Below are 20,373 nucleotides of genomic sequence, written 5' to 3'. Positions count from 1 at the left end.
TCTAAATAAAATAGCATAATATAGTGTGTCCCTATTCCTTTTTATGAAAAGATCTGTATGTTTCCTACAAGGCCCTCCTAGCTCATTTTTTAAAATATTAGCTCGAAAACTACACGATAAAGGGCACAATATATATAAAATTAATCTTTGTCTTGGCGATAGGCTTGTATGGGGACTTGGCAAAGCATATGCCTATAGAGGTAGTTTCAATAACTGGGAAAATTATGTTAAAAAATTTTTTATAAAAAAATCTATTACAGATATTGTACTAATAGGAGAAAATAGGCCTTACCATAAAGTTGCTATCAAAGTAGCTAAAGAATTAAACATCAAAGTCATAACTACTGATTTTGGATACTTAAGGCCTCACTGGATAACCTTTGAGCTTAATGGGATGTCAAGCCAATCTTTATTTCCAAGAGATCCTGATGAGATAATAAAGCTAGCTAAAGAAGTTACTCCTCATCCTCCTAGTCAAAAATCTTATAAACCTAGCTTTTTAGAAGAATCAATTTGGGAAATACTATTTAGTTTTGGATCAATCTTGCCATTTAATATATTTTACCCAAGATATAAACGCTATGTAAGATATCATCCCTTTATAATGTTCCCATGTATAGGGTTACGCTTATTTAAACTAAAGTTTAAAAAAAATGCTATGTTAACCAAACAATTAGAGTTAATTGAAACAGACAACATTAACTATTACTTATTTCCATTACAAATGCGGTTAGATTATCAAATATTAGCATACTCAAAATATGATGACATGTCAGATGCCATAGAGGAGGTTATAAAATCTTTTGCTATATCAGCTCCAGAAAATACTAAGCTTGCTATAAAAGTACATCCTCTCGATGAAGGCGTAATTAATTGGAAAAAAAGGATTTCCAAATTAGAAAAAAAATACAACATTGAAGGGCGAGTTATTTATTTTGATGGAGGAAACCTCATGGTGCTAATAGCACACTCTTTAGGAGTAATTACAATAAATAGTACTGTCGGATTGCAATCAATCATTAGAGATATACCCACTCATACTTTAGGTGATGCTATTTATGATATAAAAGGTCTAACTCATCAAGCTGAATTAAATAAATTTTGGGATAACAAACCTAAACCAAATAAAACATTAAAAGAAAGTTTCGTAAAACTGCTAGACAGTACAATACAAATTCGTGGTACCTATTATTGTAAATCTGGACTAGAGGATATTACAAATGAAGCTGCCTTTAGAATAATTAATGATAAAGTAAACAAACCACTAAAGTAGAGAAATTCTCTTAACAAAAACTATCTTTTTCTTAAAAGGAATATCTTCATATTTCTTCTTTTATCCAATACAAGAGTTTCATATAAGTCAAACCCTAGCTTCTTATATATGTATACATTCTCCTCTTTTGCTGTCTCTAGTAATAATGGTACTCCCTTAAGCTTTGCTTGCTCAGCACCATATTCTACTAATTTTCTAGCTAACCCCTGATTTCTTGATTCAACAGCTGTACATAAAAGAACTAAATGTAAAAATTTATCATCCTTATAGCATTTAATAGTCTTTCCTTGTATTTTTAAAATACGATAAATACCCAAAATACCAAATCTAAAAAACATCTTAAGATGTAAATAAATATGAAATCTTAAGGAAAATTTCATTTTCCCATGCCACGCATATAAAGCAACGCTTTTATTATCAGCGGTACTAACAACAAAACCTTGAGTATACGCATGCCATATATTATAAAGCATAAATGTATCATACTTTTTATCAGATGTTAATTTGTCTAAATATTTAGGAGAAAAATATTCTTTAATATGCGGATCATCAACAAAATTATCCTTTAGTAAGCATAATATTTTTTTAAAATCATAATTACATAACTTTTTCAATTTATTTCCATAAACTTCTATATCCATTACATAATCCTTCCTAAAGTATCTGCAACATAACCAAGTTGATCTCTAGTGTGTTCACTAGAAACAAAAAAACGTAATCTTGCTTTATTCTCTTCAACAGCAGGATACATGATAGGAACAGCATTAATATCATAATCATTAAACAATTTATTTGATAAAATAACTGCTTTTCTTGAGCTGCCTACTATAACAGGAATAATAGCTCTCCCAATAGCATCTCCAGTATCAAATCCTTTTTCTTTTAGTTTGGATAATAAATATTCACTATTTTTTTGTAATCTAGTAACTCTATCAGGCTCATCTAACATAAGTTTCAAAGAGCTTGTAGCAGCAATAGTATCACAAGGAGATAATCCAACACTATACACCAATCCTGGAGCATAATAACGCAATATATCTATTATAGTTTGATTTGCAGCGATATAGCCTCCACAACTAGATAAGGTTTTACTTAATGTTCCCATCCAAATATCAATATCTTTCGGTGATATCTCATAATGCTCAAATATGCCTTTCCCAGTCTGGCCTAACACCCCTAAACCATGAGCTTCATCAACCATTAATACTGCTCCATATTCTTTTTTAAGTTGAATAAGCGCTGGAAGATCAGGGATATCACCATCCATACTATACATCCCTTCAACAACTATAAACACTTGTTCATATTCATGAGCATTTTGTTGTAATAACTGAGCTAAATGTCCTAAATCATTATGACGAAAACCAATTGCCCTAGCATTAGACAACTTAACTCCTTGCATAATACTATTATGAGATAGTTGATCATATAAAATTAAACTTTTCTCATATGTCAGGCAACTAATGACAGAAACATTAGTTGCATGTCCACTAACAAAAACTGCTGCCGCATCTGTTTGATACAACTGACTTATTAGATTTTCTAAATCTAAATGAATTTTTCTGTTACCAGATGTAATTCTACTAGCAGAAACAGAAGTTCCTTCTTTTCTAACTGTCTCAGAAATTGCAGAAACTGTTTTAGGATGCCCATTTAAGCCTAAATAGTTATATGATCCATAATTAGCAATTTTCTTATCATTATAATTTATATAATTCGATGCTAACCCTGTATACACTCTATGTAATGGATTTTTTATTTTAAATCGTTCTGATGTTTGCAAACCATAATTTAATTCTTGATAAGATGGGTGCTTTGTAAAGTCATAACTACTATTGTTAGTTGATGAACTTTCTGTAATATCACTATTTTCTATAAGTTTTGATTTTATCTTAGATAAATTACCAAATATCTTTTTTGCCATTTATTCCTCACCGTGCCTTTGCTTAATTATTTGTATAACATCATTAACATCTTGATTCTCATCATTGCCATATACATTGCGCATAATCATATTGACAATATCTTGAGAAGTTTTTAACTGAGTCATAGACATAGCTGGAATAGAAACCCCTGTAAACTTTTCTTCCAAATTGACAGCAAGTTCAAATGCCATCAAAGAATCCATACCTAACTCTTTAAGATCTGCAGATATATCTAAAGCTGACTTACTAATACCTAATATATGAGCAACTTGAGATGCTACATTATCTTCTACTAAAGCCTGCGACTCATCCTTAGATAACTCTCTCAACATATCTGCATTTAAGCTCCCTATAATCTCAGACTCAGAATCCTGAATAAACTGATGATATCTTGAAGTCTTTAATATAGGCAGTGCTTTTAATAACTTATTCCCTTCTAGTTTTGTTGCTATAAAACTTTGCTCTGAGTTACTAAGAGCCTGATTAAGTACATTCTTACAATCTAACAAAGATAATGGAACCAATCCTAAGCTACCAGACATTACTTGCTTTAATGATTCATTCCTAGTTAATAACCCAACATCTGCAATAGGTCCCCACGCAATATACTGCCCAGATAACCCTTCAAACTGTCTTTTAGCCATCACCCCTTCTAAATATGCATTCGCAGCCACATAATTTGCTTGATGAAGGTTTCCAACTGTTGTAGCAATAGAAGAAAACACTATAAAATGTTTTAAATCCCATACCCGCGAAAACTTATCTAACCAAAGCCCTCCTAATGCTTTAACATCAAAAACTTTATCAAAAGAATCTTTTGTCAATGTATCTAATGCTTGATCATCATATACCACAGCAGCATGAATGATCCCTTGTAGATCAACTCCATCCTGATAAAGATTTTGTAAGAATTCTTTGACACCTGACTCCTTGCTTACATCTACAGCATGAACTTCATAAGTAATACCTAATTCATCTAACTGTTTCTTATTTTCTGATGTAATTTTACCACTGTAACTAACCAATATTAGATGTTCTGCTCCATGCTTTGCTAGCTCTTTAGCTGTATAAAAACCAAATCCTTGTGTTCCTCCTGTAATCAAATATGCTCCTTTTACAGTAGCAAATTCAGAAGACCATTGATCAAGTTTAATAAAGTCTTTTTGCTGCATATTAACAATGACTTTACCTAATTGCTGGCCTTGTTGCATATAGCGAAATGCACTTTCTATTTTATGCATAGGAAACTCTTGATACGGCAAAGCAACAAAATCCTGCTCATCAAGATACTGTTTCAACTCGGATAGCATTTGTTTGATTACTTGAGGTTTATATTTAATCAACTGATCTAAATCAATACCAGAGAATGTAATATTATTACGAAATACTTTCATAGCCAAAGTATTATTCTCAAAAATATCTCTTTTGCCTAACTCTATAAAATGACCAAAAGGAGCTAACACAGCAAGACTTGCTTCTAATAAATCACTAGAAAGTGAATTCAAAACGATATCCATTTGTATTTCATTTTGATTCATCTGCATGAAAAAGTCTGTACTTCGTGAATCATAAATATTTTCAACACCTAAAGACTCAAGTAAAATACGTTTCTGCTTGGACCCTACTGTTGCATGTATTTCCAATTCCAAAAGATGAGCCACTTGAATAGCTGCTAAGCCAATAGCCCCTGCAGCACCATGTATAAGTATCTTTTGCCCAGATTGAGCTTTTGCAACTTTATTTATCGCATAATAAGCAGTCATAAAAGCAACAGATATTGTTGCTCCCTGCTGCATGGAACTATGCTTTGGTAAATGACTAATAAAATTACTATCGACTACTAACTCTGTTGAAAAGCTTTGTCTTGCACATCCAAAAACCTTATCACCTACTTTAAACTGAGAAACTCCTCTTCCAACTTCGACAACCTCTCCACTAAACTCCATACCTAGATAGGCTCCTAAGTAACCAAACTCTAAAGACTCCTGTGGTATCAGTCCTAATGCATACATTACATCTCTAAAATTTAATCCCGTATAGTAGACCTTAACACGTACATCTTGTTGTCCGCATACAGATACAGATGCTTCTTTTACAAGCCACTGTAAATTATTGAAAGATCCTCTATGTGTTATATGTAACTTATACTCTTGAGATAGGTTTGTATTATCCAATGGTATAATTGCATGATTATATAAAGTATTGTCCTTAACAAAGAGCTCTTGATTCTTATTACATTCATCAAAAATAGCACTCCAGTCTTGCTGAGAGTCAAAATCATCAATGACTACCCTAGTTATTGATACCGAAGGTTTCTCATTCACAATAACTCTTAAAGTTGCCAAGAATGACTGATGTACTGGAGATATCAGAATCTTATTATGAAATTGACTTTCAATAATAACATAAATTTCTTCCCCTGAGGTCTTATACACCTTTCGAATAATATCCCAAAGGTCTTGCTCTTTTACATCTTTCCCTATTGTAAACACTATTGGTAAACCAACACCCTGCTTATCAAAAACATTTTTAAGCCTTCTACCATAATGATAAAGCTGACATTCTAAATTTGTAGATTCAACATGCTTAGAAGTATATTGCCAATCCTTTTGCAATAATAACTCTTGTATAAAAGCATTTGATGATAGCTGGCTTTCACGATTTTCTGCCTGTTTAATAAAATCTGCTATAACATTTTTCCTAACACATTTTATTTTAGGTTTTAATATATTTATCAAAAATCTAACTTCAATACTGTCTAACCAAAGATGAAGTTTTACTACACCTCCTGGTTTAAGCTTATCCATCAATAAATCTACGAAATCTTTCTTGGCAAAAGTTGGGACACTTTCTATAAGTAAGCAATCATAATAAGATTTATACTCCTCATAGAGATCTGCCCAACCATTTCTAAATGTAATAGCATCTATTGAACAATTATCTAATTGTTGTAATGCCTCATTATACAAGCCATCCCCTACAACCAATATTCTTAAAGGGGTTTCTTTATTTTCATAACCTTGATGTAGAGCATCAATAACTGCTCTAACTTCTTGTTTAATAGCTTGACCAAAATAAGACTGCCATAAACTCTCGATAACATCTATTGAATCATTGACTTGTAACGTATCAAGATTCATATCTATACTTTTTGTATAAAGCCTTAATAATAGTTTTACTAAATTCGGATGTTCTACAAATGCTAATTGCAATATCTCGTGAATCTCATCAATAAAGTTTGTATTTTCCCATGAACCATCCTCATCTAAATAACTTTGCATTAACATCATCATTTCTTCTGAAAATGATATGTTATTATTTTCTAAATATTGTTGATATGCTTGATTTACTAGTAATAAACGCGTAAAGCTTAATATTATCTTTTCTTCCTGATTGATCAATTCATTATTTTGAGATATTTTAGGTGATAAAACAGGTTTAAAGTGATAGTTTTGTTCAACTAAAGCTATAGGTTGTAAGCTCTCGATATAGCACTCTTTAAGTTGTAAATTACTATGAGTTCCCGCAACTTTTTCAAATTTAGCTCCCTTAATAAAGCTAACAATATTATTTTCATCATCAAAAAAATAAAAATTAGCAATAGCTATATAGTCATTCCTATAACTAAGTTCTGTGAATACTCTTTGAATTTTTCCACAGGGGTTAATAATATTGACAAAATCAAAGCCCACAGGTAGTGCGATATCTTGATCTCCATCTTTATATATTAATGAAAAAATAGTCTGAAAACCTCCATCTAATGCAAATGGAGATAGTGTATAGTTATTTGATTTAATATTTGAATTAAAACATGCTACAGCTTTATTTTCAAAAAGCTTCAATTGATCTATTATTCTAAAATTATCCGTATAATTTAAACCAACAGCTTTAGCATTAGTATAGTGATCTTCTATAGAAAAATCATGTAAACTGGTACTTGACTCAGAGGGTAAATTAAACGTTGATATTACATTTTTTAGTAAGTATCTAGACTTAATATGAACAACTTCATTTTCACCATATTGGGATAAGCTTTTAATTGTAAGAATTCCATTATCATCGCATGTACTTATAACAGTCCTCATATCATCCTCTTGGAGTAATAGTGGCGATAAAATCTGTATATCTTTTAAAATAACAACATCCGTGGACTCTAGCTCTTTTACATGCTTAATCAGTTGATATGCCATTTCTATCCAAGCCGATGCTGGCAAAACTGCAACACCATGAACTTGATGACCTTGAAAATCAATTGCTGTTTGATAGTCAATATGATTTACCCATGTATTTGATTTATTACTTATTCTCCAACCTAAAAGAATATGATCAACTTCTGATGTTATAACCCGATCAGATGTATGAAACCAATATTTTTGCAAATTAAGTTCAGATCGAGTAAGAGGAACATTTTCTGATTCAACAACTTCATTCTGCCATGGAGCTCCAGCAAGATATAAACGCTGAGCAATCTCATTAAGCACCAGCTTATTATTCTCAACTGTACCAAAATAAGTTGACTTACTTTTTTGTGATATTTGATTAATATAATACTTAAGAACACTCTTAGGACTAGTTTCTATCAACACGTCAACATCATTAGAAATTAAGTTCTCTATACCTGCGCTAAAATTAACAGGCTTAGCAATATTATCCCACCAATACTCACTACTTCTTAACTGCTCAGATTCTATATTTTTACCTAAAACTGTTGAAATAAATTCAATATTTTTATTTGTAAAACTACTATCAAACTTAGGTAGTTTTTGTAAAAACAAATCTTTCACACTATCATTCATAAATGATGAATGAAATGGATAATCAACATCTAACAGTCGACAGAATATTTGCTGTTTTTCACAATGATCTTTTAAGGCTTCTAGTTTTTTATACTCTCCAGCGATAGTTAAAGAATCATTTGTATTAATAGCAGCAATATCTAGATTTTGTAAAGATAATTCTGTCGTTAAATCTTTAAAATCATCAATGCTTACATTAATAGCAAGCATTGATCCTTGACCTTTGGTAGTCGCCTGAGCCTGACTTCTAGCAACCACTAATTGATAAGCTTCATTAAGTGCGATATTTCCACTTATATACGCTGCTGCTAACTCTCCAATGCTATGCCCTAGAACATTAGTAATCTTTAACCCACTTTCTAAAAGATATCTTGCAATAGTAACTTGGAAAATAAATAAAGCTGGTTGAGCTATTGTTGTATCATCATATGATTCTTGATCTATTAACAACCAATCTTCTAAGCTTCTCTGACTAATTACAAATAATTCATCAATAATACTCTTAAAATAACTCTTTAACTCTTTAGAGTTATTTAATATTCTTAACATACCAGGGTATTGACACCCATTACCAGAAAAAACAAAAGCAACTTTTTGCGCTTCAAAATCTATTTCATAATCCTGACCTTTATTTTTTTGGAAATCTTCAAAACTATTATAAATAGCATAAAAATCTTTGTAGCCACGATTAATTTTAGAAGCTAAAGCATACTTATTATAAGTATCTTCACTATCAATAATATTTGCCTGAATTTGCCTTTGCTTCTCTAATGTAATAGCTGAATGGCTCTTTATTATCAAACTATTATGAAAGTATTTATTGTCAGAATACTTTTTTGTAGCAGAAATACCTGATGGTGGCGCTTGTAACAGCACATGTGCATTAGTTCCACCAAAACCAAAAGAGTTAACTCCAATCAAACTCTCTGATGTTATTTCAATAGGGATAGTTTCATTTGAAATAATAATATTATTAGTTTCTAAATTAAGCTTTGGATTAGGTTTATCAAAGTGGATATTCGCAGGTACTTTTTTATGCTCAAAAATCATTAAAGACTTTAGCACACCAGCAAGTCCAGAAGCTGGTTCAAGATGCCCAATATTAGATTTTATAGACCCTGTTATAAGATGATTTTTACGTTTAAGAGAAACAGCTTCAGCTATAGCCTGTATCTCTAAAGGATCACCTACAGGAGTCCCTGTACCATGAGCCTCAAGATATACTATCTTATTTAAATCAGTATCTGAATAGATTTCATTTAACAAATCTCTTTGTGCTTCAAAACTAGGTAAAGGTAAACCAGATGTTTTACCATCACTATTTGCACCTGTCTTATTTATAAGACCATAAATAGTATCGCCATCCTTTATAGCTTTTTCATAGTCTTTTATAACAAATACAATACAACCTTCTGAACGCACATAACCATCAGCATCTTCTGAAAAACTACGACAACGACCAGTAGGTGACATCATATAAGCTTTAGAGAACCCAACAAATGCCATAGGATGTAATAATGCGTTAACACCTCCTACAATTGCTGTATCTTGTTGACCAGACTGTATAGCCTTCACAGCCAAATCTAAAGCAACTAGCGATGATGAACACGCCGTATCAACAACCATACTAGAGCCTTTAAGATTAAAGCTATATGATATACGGTTTGCTATAATACTTTTTGCACCACCTGTCATAGCATAAGAGGTCATTTCATGACAATCTTCAACAGCAAAATATGTATAGTCAATATTTGATGCTCCTATATATACACCACAATTACAACCAGAGAATTGCTCTGGAGAATATCCTGCTTTTTGCAATGCAAAGTAGGTATGGTTTAATAATAATCTCTGTTGCGGATCTATTTGATTAGCTTCTCTAGAACTAATATTAAAAAGACTAGGATCAAATTGATCTATATTTGGAAGAATCCCAGCTGAAAAAGTATAAGACTTACCACTTTTTTTGCGTGAAGGATGAAAAAATTTTCTTTTATCAAATCTAGAGTCTGGAATTTCAGAAACTAAATCTTGTCCTTGTTCCAAAGCTTCCCACAGATCCTTATCACTATCAATACCTTCAGGTAACACAAAACTGTAACCAATTATCGCAACTTTTTTCATAATGAATATTTTCTATTAATGTAAAATTATTTTAGCACAAACTTACACAAAAATTATTTAACAAACTTTAATAACTTATTATCTAAAGCAGAAAGTCGATATTATCCTCATTATCAAACGAATCTAATACATAATCAAAATTAACAGAAAAGCCAATCACCTTAAATACTTCTGCAAGCTTGTCATTGAGTAGAAGTTCCTTAATATCATTAGCATATCTTAATTGATCTTTGAAATTAAGATTCTTAAAGATATCTTCAAAAACATCAACAACACTAGCTCTTTTTAAAAAGTTTGCTTGTGTCATATAACCATCAAGTTGAAAACCGCTCTCCACAGCCGCCTCAGCAACAGTTGTAAAGTCAACATGCGCAGTAATATCTTGTTGGCCTATATTTATAAATGGATCAAAATTAACTTTATGCTGATAGTAACAGGCCAAGGTCCCCATGCTTCTTTCTTTTGAATAGTATAAATCTCTGTGATAGCCATAATCACATAAGAACACCACCCCTCTATCTAAAGTAGCGCACAAAGATTTGACCCATGGACGTATCCAAGTATTAATTTCACTTACATAACCATCCTCAAAAATCACTCCATCACTTTCAATCTTATTTAGTTCATAGTTAAACCGAGCATCATTTTCGGGTACATCAGCAAGTTCAAATTTACCATTAATAAAATCCACACCTTGCTGTATTAATTGACTATCCTGGACTCTAAAAATATCCACCGGCATTGCATCTAAAACCTCATTGGCAAAAATTACAGCTTTAAGCTTATATTGAGGAAGCTCTGCAAACCACTCAAATCTGTCATATAGTTCTGGAATATTTTTCCTTATGCTCTCTTGCTGTCTGGACTTCAAGTCATTACTTAATTCAATTATTATATATTTTTGAGGCAGAACTCCTAAATCACTAAGCTCTCGCATACAGTCAGTAGCAAATTTACCATTACCAGCACCAAACTCTATAATATTACAATCACTACCCAATTCAGACAGAACTAATGCAAATTGTCTTGCTAATGTACGCGCAAATAAAGATGTTTGAGATGTCGCAGTGATAAAATCTCCAGATGAAGATATTTTTTCTTTCGAACCCGAATAATAACCAAGCTCAGGATAATATAAAGCCAGCTGCATAAAATCTCTAAATAAAAGTGGATTGCTGCTAGACTTTATTTTTTTTAGAATTATATTTTCAATAGACACAAAATCATAATTATTTTCAGTAAAAATATAATTATTTTAAGTTTAAAATGGATTTTAATCAAAAAAATGTATGACTTTCTTAGAAAAAAATATTAAAATCTGTGCTCAAATAATTTTTTTATAATGAAGGCGTAGATGAGCGTGATACAAACTTATCCAATTGGTATAACTGGCGGTATAGCTAGTGGCAAATCAACAGCAACAAAAATTTTAAAAGAAAAAATGAATTTAAATGTTGTATGTGCAGACACAATAAGCAGAGAAATTACCAAAAAACCTTCTGTAATTAAAAAAATAGTCGAAAAATTTGGCAATGATATTGTAATGAATAAGCAAATAAACAGAGCTATGCTCAGAGCAATTATTACAGAATCCAAAGAAGCTAAAAAATGGCTTGAAGATTATCTTCACCCTGTTATTAACAGAGAAATCAAAAAACAAGTAAAAGAATCCGATACTGTTATGACTATTGTCGACATCCCTTTACTTGGTCCATATAATTTTCGTCACTACGATTACTTGAAAAATGTAATTGTAATTAAGGCCGATCTTGAAACCAGAATCAGAAGGCTAATGGAGCGTGATGGCAAAAGCAGACAACAAGCGGTTGCTTTCATTAATCTACAGATATCCGATAATGAAAGAGAAAAAATCGCCAACTTCGTAATAGACAATACTAGCCTGAGCGATCAAGAGTTAGAAGATAAATTAATTGAGACAATTAATAACATCACAAACTTGACTAACTAATATTTTTTGCATATAATATGCTTCAACTTTTGCACCCATAGCTCAACTGGATAGAGTACTCGGCTACGAACCGAGCGGTTAGGGGTTCGAATCCCTTTGGGTGTGCCATAGTTTTAAGCGGGAATAGCTCAGTGGTAGAGCACAACCTTGCCAAGGTTGGGGTCGCGAGTTCGAGCCTCGTTTCCCGCTCCATTTTTTCTCTGTACGCTTTCAACTTGTTATATTTTTTTATAGAAGTTTTATCTAATTCTTTCCAATATTGACTATGTATTAATATTCATTTTTTTTAATACTTATAAAACAAAGATATCAACCTCTAGCAAATATGCATAACAGCTATGCATTATTGTCTATATAAAAATAGATATCCTCGTAATTATAATTGTGATGTATAAAGCTTTTTTTAATATACATAACAAAAGGGAAAGATCACAATGATAAAAAAACAATTATAACAAGTATACTTATAGCATCATCAGCTATAGCTTTTGCTAATACTTCTACTCCAGCAACTGCTAGTTCTGCAAATTCTGATGATAGAGTAATGGCTGGGTATTTAGATATTACCGCCATGAGCTCTGCTGATAGTGTGGACTTATCTGAAGTTGCTAAAGATGGTTATAACGAGGCTGTTGTAGCATTTGCCACAATAGATGCAAACAATAATATATCGTTTAAAAGTGACTATGAAGCTCTTGCAGCTAAAAAAATCCAAGAAGCAAAAGATGCCGGATTAAAAGTTGTAGTATCAGTTGGCGGACAAAGTAATGTTAATACTTACAACCCCAATGGTTCTGATGCTAAAGGACTTGCTCAAAATATAGTTAACTTCCTAAATAAATATGGATTAGATGGTATCGATTTTGATATTGAAATACCAGAAACAGCAACAAACAATGGTACATACCTAAAAGATGTAATTACAAATATAAAAGATATCGATAGTTCAAAGCTAGTAGTAATAGCTCCTCAGATTAATAATGATAAACTAGTCTCAACCGGTAATGATGAATTTTATGCCCCATTATTTAATGCCACCAATAAAGTCTTAAACTTAGTTGATTATATATATGTACAGAACTACAACACTACACCTGAACAAAATCCTGATTTTATTCAAAATGCATACACACTTACTAAAGATTATATTAGAGCAAAAACAGCTAAAATAGTTATAGGCTATCCTACTGCTGCTCAAGGTGGTGGAGCTGCTACAGTATATTTCCCTCAGTTTGACGGTAACTATGGTAATGTTCCTCCAAACTCTTCGGCTTTACAAACTTATGATGCTATGAAATCAGTATATGACAACCTAGGAAACATTCCTAAAGATACAAAATTCGCTGGTTTCATGGGCTGGTCTTTAAATGTTGATTATGTCCCAGAAGCATATAATACAGGTTCGGTCAAATACCCGGCTCACGGCATAGGTGACTTTGGCTATTACATGTCTCCTTGTGCTTTAGATAGTAATAAATGCGATAAGATTCCTGATGAAAGAGAACTTCCTAAAGAAGCAACTGTTTTAGTACATAACAACAGTCCAAAGACAGGTTTCGATGGTATAACCTTCTCAGGTCCTGAAGGTACCGTATATACACAAGGCTATATAGCTCCAACTACTAATAAGAGACCGGGTACTACTTCTGCTAAAGCTCCTATTGGAACAAGTATAACTCTATCACCAAAAATAACATGGTATGAAGAGTCAGGTAAAGCTCCTGTAACTTGTCCTACAAAAATGGATACAACAAAATATACTCGTGCTGAAATATATGTAGCTGAGCAAAATGGAACTTATGTTGCTAACTGTGAGTATGGTAATTAAAAAGTTTGTTCTTAAATTTATTTCTAACATATTTTATCAATATTTAATGTCTTTAGTTTAGTTAACTTTATTTTATAGCGATAGAGTAAATAAACTTCTTATATGATAAAATTAACAGACTATTATACTAAGTAACTAAATACCTATAATGTCTAAAAAAATAGTTCTTACAGGCATAACTCCTTCTGGCACACCACATCTAGGAAACTATATAGGCGCCATTAAGCCTGCAATAGAAATGTCTCAAAGTAATGAATACAATTGTATGTATTTCATAGCTGATCAACACTCATTAATAAAGCTTTGGGATAAAAAGCTACGCCAACAATATATATATGAAATAGCTTCTTCATGGTTAGCTCTAGGACTTGATCCTACAAAAGCTTCTTTTTATCGTCAATCAGACATACCCGAAATAATGGAGCTAACATGGATTATCAGTACAACCACCGCTAAAGGCTTATTGAATCGTGCTCATGCATACAAAGCATTAGTAGACCAAAATATTCAAGAAGAAAATGTTGATCCTGATAAAGGCATAACTATGGGGCTGTTTAACTACCCTGTACTTATGGCTGCAGATATTATGATGTTTGATGCAGACTTAGTTCCAGTAGGAAAAGATCAAATCCAACATATAGAAATAGCCCGTGATATTGCAAATAGATTTAACCATATATACAAAAAACAAATATTAAAAGCACCTCAAGCTCTAACGAATGAAGACAGTCAAACAATACTTGGTTTAGATGGTCGCAAAATGTCAAAGAGTTATGATAATACCATACCTATATTCTCCACAGAGAAAAAGCTTAGAAAACAGGTTATGAAAATCATCACAAACTCCCAAACACCTGAAGAAAGAAAGGATCCAAAAAACTGTACTGTCTTTGCAATATATAAAAGTATCGCTAACACAGCTGAAGTCTCTTCTCTAGAAGAAAAATATTTAGCTGGTGGATTAGGTTGGGGAGATGCCAAACAAATACTCTTTGAAAAAATAAATGAATATTTGACAGACGCTAGAGAGAAATATGATTACTATATCAATAACTCGAAAGTTGTAGATGATATTCTCAATCAAGGCGCAGAGAAAATGCGTCCTTTAGCTATGAGTAAACTTAGAGAAATTAAAGATTTAATAGGAATGTAAAAATGCAAAGGTTAGATAATGTAATTATAGCTAACTATAGCATCCATTCTTTGGCTCTTATATGTTGGGCAAAGAAAAATTTACACAATAACTTTTGTGTACTATCCGTAGATACTGGTTTTGCTGCTGAGAATTGGGATAAATATTTAGAGAATGTATTCACATGGCTCAAAAATGAAGCTATAGAATTTTATCACCTAAAATCAGAAAATACTTTTCAAGAACTAGTCGAAGCACGTAAACAGTTTCCTTCACAACAGTTCAGTTGGTGTGCTGGCTTCCTAAAAGGTATCACATTGTTAAATAAAATTGATGAGGTTGATCCTGATGCTGAAGCTACTATACTTCTGAGTCACCGAAAAGACTTATCAAAGGTTTCAGAGCTTTTGAGAAACCTAGAAGAAGAGGAAAAATATGACTATAGATCACTAGAATACCCTTTATTGGATCTAAATCATGATGATATTTTAGAATTAACTAAAAACCTGCCTTTTAAAGCGTTTTATCATAGTCTTGAGTGCCAACCTTGTATACACTTAACACAGCAAGAGTTTGAAAAAATGACAAAAGCTGATGTGAAAAAAGTTTCAGCACTAGAAAATGAAACAAACAGCTTTATGTTTAATAATGTACCTTTCGACAAATTAGATGGCCATGCTTTTATTCATGGCAATATTTTGGAAGAATTATCAAAGGCCTGTAGCTGGGAATATAGCTGTGGACTGTAGGGGAATAATATGAGTGAGTTTTTTTTATTTAGTTTACTTACTGTTGTAGCTGCATTGATGAGTTACATCAATACAAAATTTCTGAAACTACCAAAAGCAATTGGACTAACAATACTATCAATAACATTTTCGGCACTATGTGCATCCTTTCTTAGTCCATCGAACTTTTTAGTAGTTGCCCTGTCTAGTTTTGACTTCAAAAAAACAGTCTTAGATGGAATGCTGTCTTTCCTGTTGTTCGCAAATGCTTTGCATTTCAATATGATTGATCTAAAAAAAGAGCTAAAAGCTATATTTGGACTTGCCAGTATTGGTTTAATTTTGTCTGCTCTAACAACAGCCATTCTAATCTATGGATTCTGCTTGTTAGTTGGATTTGATATAAGCTTTGGATACTGTTTGGTGTTTGGCGCACTTATTTCACCTACGGATCCAATAGCAGTCATTAGTACCCTTGCCGGCAATAAGTCAATTCCTAAACATCTCAAAACGCGTGTGGTAGGTGAATCATTATTTAATGATGCTACTGGTATTGTATTATTTGTAATACTTTCAAACATTGTATTTTTTGGTAGTGGAGGAGACTTCGGTCAAGGAATAACTAGCCCTGGTGTTAACTATATTTGGGTTATTACCAAACAGATTGGTATTGAAGCAGGTGGAGGAATACTACTTGGTTATATATTTGCAAAAGTAGCTTTAATCTTCCTAAAAACAAATGATGACTCAGAAACTTCCATATTTGTAACACTAGCAATAGCTAGTATGGGCTATGTAATAGCTCATAGCCTACATGTATCAGGACCAATTGCCATGGTTGTTGCTGGCCTAGTTATAGGTAACAGCCTTTCTGATCGCAAAAAAACTCACCCAAACCAGGTAGAAAAAATTGATAAGTTTTGGATGATTATTGACAATATGCTGAACTCATTTCTATTCATACTGATAGGTCTTGAACTGACTAGCATACCTTTTGATCATGGCGCTTTCTGGGTGGGTGCTGCTGGTATATTTATAGTTACATTTGCTAGATTAATCAGCATTTCAATCCCTATAACCGTTATAGATAAAAAACTCTCCAGAGCATCTGCTAGGGATAATATACTTGTTGCATGGTCTGGAGTCCGGGGTGGAATATCCCTAGCTCTAGCATTATCACTACCTGATGAGGGCCATGTTATAGTCAGTATGACTTATACTGTCGTGATATTATCAATATTAGCTCAGGGCTCAACGCTGAAGATAGTTTTAAATATGATTTATCCTCATAATCCAACTAAGCAAGCAGCAAATACATCTCTGGAACAATTAAAGTAATTTTTTTAATATCTAAACTTTAGAATTTTATGGTACTTAGTAGCTACTGCGCAAACGTCTATTATTAGCTCCATTTTCAGAATACATACTTTGGCCCATATTTGATGCCATTAGACTATGATATTGATAATCTCTGCCGTAAAAATCAAAATAATTATCCGTAAACTCTTCAGGGAAAGCAGACTGCAGTGTATCTTGATAAGGTTGTGAATAGTTTGCATAACCCTGCTGTTGCTGATTATTACGCCACACAATTTGCTTTGGAATGTCGTCTGCATTTACCACAGTAACATTGTCATTAGCTAAGTCTAATTTAATTGCTCCTTTTGATGGAGTATTGGTAAACTCAGGCACCCCATTTTTATGCAACTCATAAACGGCAGAGTATCCATCTAAACTTACTAATGCTAAAACAAATAATATAAACAATCTCATATTAACTCTTTATAAAGTTATTATTCTTCTTTAATATTGCCAAAGCTTGTTCATAATCACAATCATTTAATATCATTGCAATCGCGACTTTTACAGACTTATTAGCTTTCATATAAAAGTCTTGGGCTGTTACATAATCAACTCCTGTTGCCTCACATATAATATTCTTAGAGCGCTCAACTAACTTTTCGTTGGTTGGTTTAACATCAACCATCAAATTTTGATACACCTTGCCAACCGATACCATAGATAACGTTGATATTATGTTTAAAATAAGTTTTTGTGTTGTTCCCGCCTTAAGCCTAGTTGATCCAGTCAAAACTTCAGGACCAGGTACTGCCTCGACATTATAATCAGCATAACTAGATATCTTAGCTTGCTTAGTACAGCTAATCGCAATAGTAGTAGCATCGATAGAATTTGCATATTCAAGAGCCCCTATAACATAAGGTGTTCTTCCACTAGCTGCGATACCTATTACAACATCTTTAACTGTCAAATCTATTTTTAGTAAATCTGCTTTACCAAAATCAGGATTATCCTCTGCACCCTCTTGAGCTTGAATAAAAGCTTTTTCGCCACCTGCGATTAATCCAATAATAGTGTTATAATCAACACTAAATGTTGGTGGACACTCAACAGCGTCGAGTATTCCTAATCGACCACTTGTTCCGGCACCTATATATATTATCCTACCACCTTTTTTCAAAGCTTGTGATGTAACCTCGACTATCTTAGCAATGTTTAAACTTTGCTCTTTTAATGCTTCAATCACACCATACTCTTCATCTATCATTAAATTCACAGATTCCTGGACTGACATCGAATCAAGATTAAAGCTCCTTGGATTCCTTTTTTCTGTATTTATATTTTCTAGCATACTCATATTTTAACTTCCTTAACAATTCCTAACGGATAAAGATATTTACTCTCCAAATAAACTGGAGCGGCAGGTTCTACCTCATCTTCAGCTTTCTTACCTCTGTTTGCTTGCTCTTTTTTTCTTTCAGAAATAGATTTTGACCTACTCCTAGATTTATTTGACTTATCATTAACTTCTGACTTATCTTCAGGTTGTGCTTCATCACCTATTTCATCTTTCATTTCTTGTGCTTTAAAGTCCAAAGCTTCTGATTGAATATATATTTTGTTAACAGTATTTTTGACAGCATCAAAATCAGCAAGAATCTGAGGAGATTGAGGTCCTAAATCAACCTCTTGAAGTACATCAAAATCATAATTAAGTTGCATAACTTTATCTGGTGTAAATACAAACAGATAACCAAACTTAGGTACAACTAGCTGAATACCATTATCATCTTGATCTTCCGTATTCTTACTTTTGTCTCCACCAAGCCTTTTAGGCTTATTCTTTTTTTTCTTAGGAAGCCCTACTACAACATTTAGATTATCATTATCTTCAAAATTAAACTCTTTTTCCAAACCATTAGAACCAAAATCTAAACTAACAAAACTACCAAAACCTTTTTGATATTCATATCTATGAAGTTTATTTGGTTCATACGTTATAATATACATCGACTCATCAGATTTAGAAACTATAACAGGTTTGCCAAAGCTTTCACCATCTATATATGTATCTAGACTTTTACCGACCCTATGATCTCCATTAAAATTAAAATCACTTATTCCCATAAGAGTTTTACTTTGGTTATTAGGATGAAATATTAAAACCATATTAGCTTCTAAATTATTTGACATATCAGGTACTAGAAGCTTTATATTATCCTCATCCAAATCGCCTTTAAAGTTAATTTTCTCTGCTAACTTAAGTATATAACTCTTATTTGTTGTAGAATATTCTGAATAATAAACCTCTAAGACCTGTCTATTACCTTTTTTCTGACTATCTTTTCTTACCAACATTATTTCTGGAGCACCATCATTATTGTCAAAATACCAAACTACCCCAAGTATATTATCTTTTACAAATTGTGCTCCTGATGAGGATCGACCCTTTCCATTACCAACCAAAACTGCTTGCCAATTTCCAATTTCTTCACCTATTGCTTTATTGTCTTTCTCAAGCCCTTTCACATCTTCACTAAGCAATTTTTCTAATTCTATATTTGATGTAAACAATTTATCAGTATCATATAACAACAAATATAAAGTCCATTTCCCTTTTTCAAGGTTCCAACCTATCCTAACTTTATAATCAGTCCCCATACTATCTGGAATTGGCACTCCTATTTTTGCCTTATCTGTAAAGATATTCAATTGCTTATTTTGCTTTTCTACAAATCCAATAAACCCTTTTGGTGAATTTTCAATACTACCATCACTCTTTAGACGATAGCTTCTTGCTTGATAATTAGTCACTGAATCTGGATTTATCATTGGAACATTTATTGGGGTATAATCACCATCAAAGTTTTGATACGTATTAGCTGCAAGCGCGTTATAAATAATTCTCTCTGTTAAATCTACTTTTGTTCCTTGATTAAAAGCTTTGTATATAACATCATAACTTTTGTATTCCTGTGACTGGAATAATTCAGCATTTGTCATAGCTGGATAGAATGATGATATATCATCGTCATCGACAGTTATTTCAAATTTACTCTTACCAATTTCAAACTCACTAGATTTTGTAAAATTAATATCATCCTTTGCTTTAGAAAGGTACGTCTCTCCTAGAACTTTATCACTACTATTTCTGATAATACTCTTGGTAGTTAACATCCCCATCTTGAATGTGTATAAAAGACCTCCAAGCATTATCATAATCACAAACGAAAGTATTAAGGCCATTAACAATGCCGAACCATTCATATTTGGGCTTAGTCTATTTCTCATATACC

14 protein-coding genes and 2 tRNA genes are annotated in these 20,373 nt (G+C 32.5%); 8 read left to right on the top strand and 8 right to left on the bottom strand.

Features of this window, described 5'->3' with window-relative positions:
* Positions 1–43 precede the first annotated feature (43 nt).
* Positions 44–1,273 (top strand): capsule biosynthesis protein, encoded by a 1,230-nt coding sequence (locus F7308_RS03745; RefSeq protein ID WP_049775475.1) that lies wholly within the window; start codon positions 44–46, stop codon positions 1,271–1,273.
* Positions 1,274–1,293: 20 nt separating this feature from the next.
* Here F7308_RS03745 and F7308_RS03740 read toward each other — a convergent pair whose 3' ends face one another.
* The 4 genes from F7308_RS03740 to F7308_RS03725 all read right to left on the bottom strand — a co-directional run bounded on the left by F7308_RS03740 (position 1,294) and on the right by F7308_RS03725 (position 11,337).
* Positions 1,294–1,914 carry a GNAT family N-acetyltransferase gene (locus F7308_RS03740; protein WP_013922513.1) on the bottom strand — a complete coding sequence of 207 codons (621 nt, stop codon included), beginning with the start codon at positions 1,912–1,914 and terminating at the stop codon, positions 1,294–1,296.
* Complete coding sequence (locus F7308_RS03735) at positions 1,914–3,197, bottom strand: aminotransferase class I/II-fold pyridoxal phosphate-dependent enzyme (RefSeq protein WP_013922512.1); 1,284 nt, start codon at positions 3,195–3,197, stop codon at positions 1,914–1,916. Before F7308_RS03735 ends, F7308_RS03740 begins: the two co-directional genes overlap by 1 nt.
* Positions 3,198–10,118 (bottom strand): type I polyketide synthase, encoded by a 6,921-nt coding sequence (locus F7308_RS03730; RefSeq protein ID WP_013922511.1) that lies wholly within the window; start codon positions 10,116–10,118, stop codon positions 3,198–3,200.
* An 82-nt stretch (positions 10,119–10,200) separates the two neighbouring features.
* Entirely contained in the window at positions 10,201–11,337 is a 1,137-nt protein-coding gene (locus F7308_RS03725) for a class I SAM-dependent methyltransferase (protein WP_041263655.1), read from the bottom strand.
* Positions 11,338–11,472: 135 nt separating this feature from the next.
* Between F7308_RS03725 and coaE the strand changes: the two genes are divergently transcribed.
* The 3 genes from coaE (at position 11,473) to F7308_RS03710 (ending at position 12,279) form a co-directional block, all read left to right on the top strand.
* Entirely contained in the window at positions 11,473–12,087 is a 615-nt protein-coding gene (coaE, locus tag F7308_RS03720) for a dephospho-CoA kinase (protein ID WP_041263653.1), read from the top strand.
* Between the two features lie 31 nt (positions 12,088–12,118).
* Positions 12,119–12,195 (top strand) — tRNA-Arg (locus F7308_RS03715).
* Positions 12,196–12,204: 9 nt separating this feature from the next.
* Positions 12,205–12,279: transfer RNA gene (locus tag F7308_RS03710), tRNA-Gly, on the top strand.
* Positions 12,280–12,516: 237 nt separating this feature from the next.
* Here F7308_RS03710 and F7308_RS10270 read toward each other — a convergent pair.
* Entirely contained in the window at positions 12,517–12,660 is a 144-nt protein-coding gene (locus F7308_RS10270) for a hypothetical protein (RefSeq protein WP_013922508.1), read from the bottom strand.
* Here F7308_RS10270 and F7308_RS03705 point away from each other — a divergent pair.
* The 4 genes from F7308_RS03705 (at position 12,659) to F7308_RS03690 (ending at position 17,113) form a co-directional block, all read left to right on the top strand.
* A complete protein-coding gene (locus tag F7308_RS03705) occupies positions 12,659–13,915 on the top strand; it encodes a glycoside hydrolase family 18 protein (protein WP_013922507.1) in 1,257 nt (418 codons plus the stop codon). The genes F7308_RS10270 and F7308_RS03705 overlap by 2 nt on opposite strands.
* A gap of 148 nt (positions 13,916–14,063) precedes the next feature.
* Entirely contained in the window at positions 14,064–15,068 is a 1,005-nt protein-coding gene (gene trpS / locus F7308_RS03700) for a tryptophan--tRNA ligase (protein ID WP_013922506.1), read from the top strand.
* Positions 15,069–15,070: 2 nt separating this feature from the next.
* Positions 15,071–15,796, top strand: coding sequence for a hypothetical protein (locus F7308_RS03695; protein ID WP_013922505.1), 726 nt, complete (start codon positions 15,071–15,073; stop codon positions 15,794–15,796).
* A gap of 9 nt (positions 15,797–15,805) precedes the next feature.
* Positions 15,806–17,113: a cation:proton antiporter gene (locus F7308_RS03690; RefSeq protein WP_013922504.1), complete on the top strand. Its 1,308-nt coding sequence runs from the start codon at positions 15,806–15,808 to the stop codon at positions 17,111–17,113.
* Between the two features lie 36 nt (positions 17,114–17,149).
* Here F7308_RS03690 and F7308_RS03685 read toward each other — a convergent pair whose 3' ends face one another.
* Genes F7308_RS03685 through F7308_RS03675 form a run of 3 tightly spaced genes read right to left on the bottom strand, consistent with a single transcriptional unit; the run spans position 17,150 to position 20,368 of the window.
* On the bottom strand, positions 17,150–17,548 hold the full coding sequence (locus F7308_RS03685) for a hypothetical protein (RefSeq protein WP_013922503.1): 399 nt from the start codon (positions 17,546–17,548) through the stop codon (positions 17,150–17,152).
* A 1-nt stretch (position 17,549) separates the two neighbouring features.
* The gene (gene murQ, locus F7308_RS03680) at positions 17,550–18,434 is read right to left on the bottom strand and encodes an N-acetylmuramic acid 6-phosphate etherase (RefSeq protein ID WP_041263649.1); all 885 of its coding nucleotides are present in this window, start codon (positions 18,432–18,434) and stop codon (positions 17,550–17,552) included.
* Positions 18,431–20,368, bottom strand: coding sequence for a hypothetical protein (locus F7308_RS03675; RefSeq protein WP_013922501.1), 1,938 nt, complete (start codon positions 20,366–20,368; stop codon positions 18,431–18,433). The genes murQ and F7308_RS03675 overlap by 4 nt, the downstream gene beginning before the upstream one ends.
* Between the last annotated feature and the right edge of the window lie 5 nt (positions 20,369–20,373).

Source organism: Francisella salina, assembly GCF_000219045.1.
Taxonomy (GTDB): domain Bacteria; phylum Pseudomonadota; class Gammaproteobacteria; order Francisellales; family Francisellaceae; genus Francisella; species Francisella salimarina.
Note: the sequence above shows the minus strand (reverse complement) of the source record. Positions and strands in the feature narration are given on the sequence as shown.

Bases quoted from the DNA above. Each gene is read 5' to 3' on its own strand.
- coaE (WP_041263653.1), top strand. From the start codon at position 11,473: ATGAGCGTGATACAAACTTATCCAATTGGTATAACTGGCGGTATAGCT.
- F7308_RS03705 (WP_013922507.1), top strand. From the start codon at position 12,659: ATGAGCTCTGCTGATAGTGTGGACTTATCTGAAGTTGCTAAAGATGGT.
- F7308_RS03695 (WP_013922505.1), top strand. From the start codon at position 15,071: ATGCAAAGGTTAGATAATGTAATTATAGCTAACTATAGCATCCATTCT.
- F7308_RS03735 (WP_013922512.1), bottom strand. From the start codon at position 3,197: ATGGCAAAAAAGATATTTGGTAATTTATCTAAGATAAAATCAAAACTT.
- F7308_RS10270 (WP_013922508.1), bottom strand. From the start codon at position 12,660: ATGGCGGTAATATCTAAATACCCAGCCATTACTCTATCATCAGAATTT.
- F7308_RS03740 (WP_013922513.1), bottom strand. From the start codon at position 1,914: ATGGATATAGAAGTTTATGGAAATAAATTGAAAAAGTTATGTAATTAT.
- trpS (WP_013922506.1), top strand. From the start codon at position 14,064: ATGTCTAAAAAAATAGTTCTTACAGGCATAACTCCTTCTGGCACACCA.
- F7308_RS03745 (WP_049775475.1), top strand. From the start codon at position 44: ATGAAAAGATCTGTATGTTTCCTACAAGGCCCTCCTAGCTCATTTTTT.
- F7308_RS03690 (WP_013922504.1), top strand. From the start codon at position 15,806: ATGAGTGAGTTTTTTTTATTTAGTTTACTTACTGTTGTAGCTGCATTG.
- F7308_RS03675 (WP_013922501.1), bottom strand. From the start codon at position 20,368: ATGAGAAATAGACTAAGCCCAAATATGAATGGTTCGGCATTGTTAATG.
- murQ (WP_041263649.1), bottom strand. From the start codon at position 18,434: ATGAGTATGCTAGAAAATATAAATACAGAAAAAAGGAATCCAAGGAGC.
- F7308_RS03685 (WP_013922503.1), bottom strand. From the start codon at position 17,548: ATGAGATTGTTTATATTATTTGTTTTAGCATTAGTAAGTTTAGATGGA.
- F7308_RS03730 (WP_013922511.1), bottom strand. From the start codon at position 10,118: ATGAAAAAAGTTGCGATAATTGGTTACAGTTTTGTGTTACCTGAAGGT.